Below are 1,214 nucleotides of genomic sequence, written 5' to 3' on the forward strand. Positions count from 1 at the left end.
GTGCCGTCGCGCTTGCGGATTGTCTCTTCGCGCTGCTCAGCACCAGGACCAGTCTGCCAAAACGCCGCTCGCCAAATCTCGTATTCGCCCAGGGTCTTTTGCGTGATCTGCGTGATCTTGTGCTTGCCGAAATATGGGATGTGGTAGCGCTTCACGATCTTCGTGTAGTCGCTGATCTTGCGAGGCTTGTTGGACGGATCACGGCCAATCGCAGCGAGCCAAAGCTCTGCCACCGATTTGAAGGACTTGGTGTTGGGATCAAGCCCTTGCTCCGTCAGCACCTCGGCCCGCATCTTCTCCTTGCGTGCCCAAGCCAAAGCCTTGTCAAAATTGCGCTCGCCTGTGCTGCGGACAAATGCCTTGCCGTCTTCCTTGACGATCCGCGTCTGCCACAAGGTGCTGTTGGGCCTCTGGTAGAGCGCTATCGCCTTGTCATCATAGTAGAAATATTCTGTCTTCTTCTCGCGGGGCATTTCGCACCAAAACAACCAATAATTGTAGCATTCCCGTCCGCACTCGCCCCGAGCTTATGTGAAAAGAGTGTGAAATGCAAAAGGCCGCTTTTCAGCGACCCTGCATCATTGATTTTATTGAGGAAAATGGTGCCGGCGAGAGGACTCGAACCCCCGGCCCGCGCATTACGAATGAACAGGCGTATCTTGCAATGCATTGATATTCTAGAATTATATTCTAGGTGCATCATCTATGTGAGTGTCATGTGAGTCATTTCGGCTACGCGACCCTCGCATTTTTAATGCGATGTTCGACCTATTCGGGGATCATCAGGAAGTCTACCCGCCGACGCGGTGGGCACGCTTCCGTGCGGCCTCTGCTTCCACCGCACACCCTGCACATAAACGTGCTGCTGGGTTCGCCTGAAGGCGTTCGACTTCGATCAATTCCTCGCAGGATCGGCAAACGCCGGTCGAGGGAGCCTCGTCCTTCTTCAATCGAGCGGCCTTCAAAGCTTCAGCAATGAATTGCTCAGCCCGATCATTCGCAACGTCAGCTTCGTCCATAATTCCTCATCGCATACCGCTTAGTTCCCCACTATTTGGGGGCTGCCAGCGATTTTGCCAGGGCCAGAACCTGATCCCGGACCTTGGGATCGGCGATGGTGAAATAGGCCCGTACCAATTCGAGGGTTTCCCGCCGTGTCATCGGATCATCGTCTGGGACATCAACTGACTTGGTGACGTTGCCCCGGATCACTT

General features: G+C 54.5%; 2 protein-coding genes. Both read right to left on the minus strand.

What is annotated here, in order from left to right; all coding sequences use genetic code 11:
• Positions 1-473 (minus strand): tyrosine-type recombinase/integrase (locus H261_RS22835; protein WP_008622708.1); only part of this gene is annotated, 473 nt, incomplete at its 3' end.
• Positions 474-791: 318 nt separating this feature from the next.
• Entirely contained in the window at positions 792-1,019 is a 228-nt protein-coding gene (locus H261_RS24440) for a TraR/DksA family transcriptional regulator (RefSeq protein ID WP_008622709.1), read from the minus strand.
• Between the last annotated feature and the right edge of the window lie 195 nt (positions 1,020-1,214).

The sequence above is a fragment of the Paramagnetospirillum caucaseum genome (assembly GCF_000342045.1).
Taxonomy (GTDB): domain Bacteria; phylum Pseudomonadota; class Alphaproteobacteria; order Rhodospirillales; family Magnetospirillaceae; genus Phaeospirillum; species Phaeospirillum caucaseum.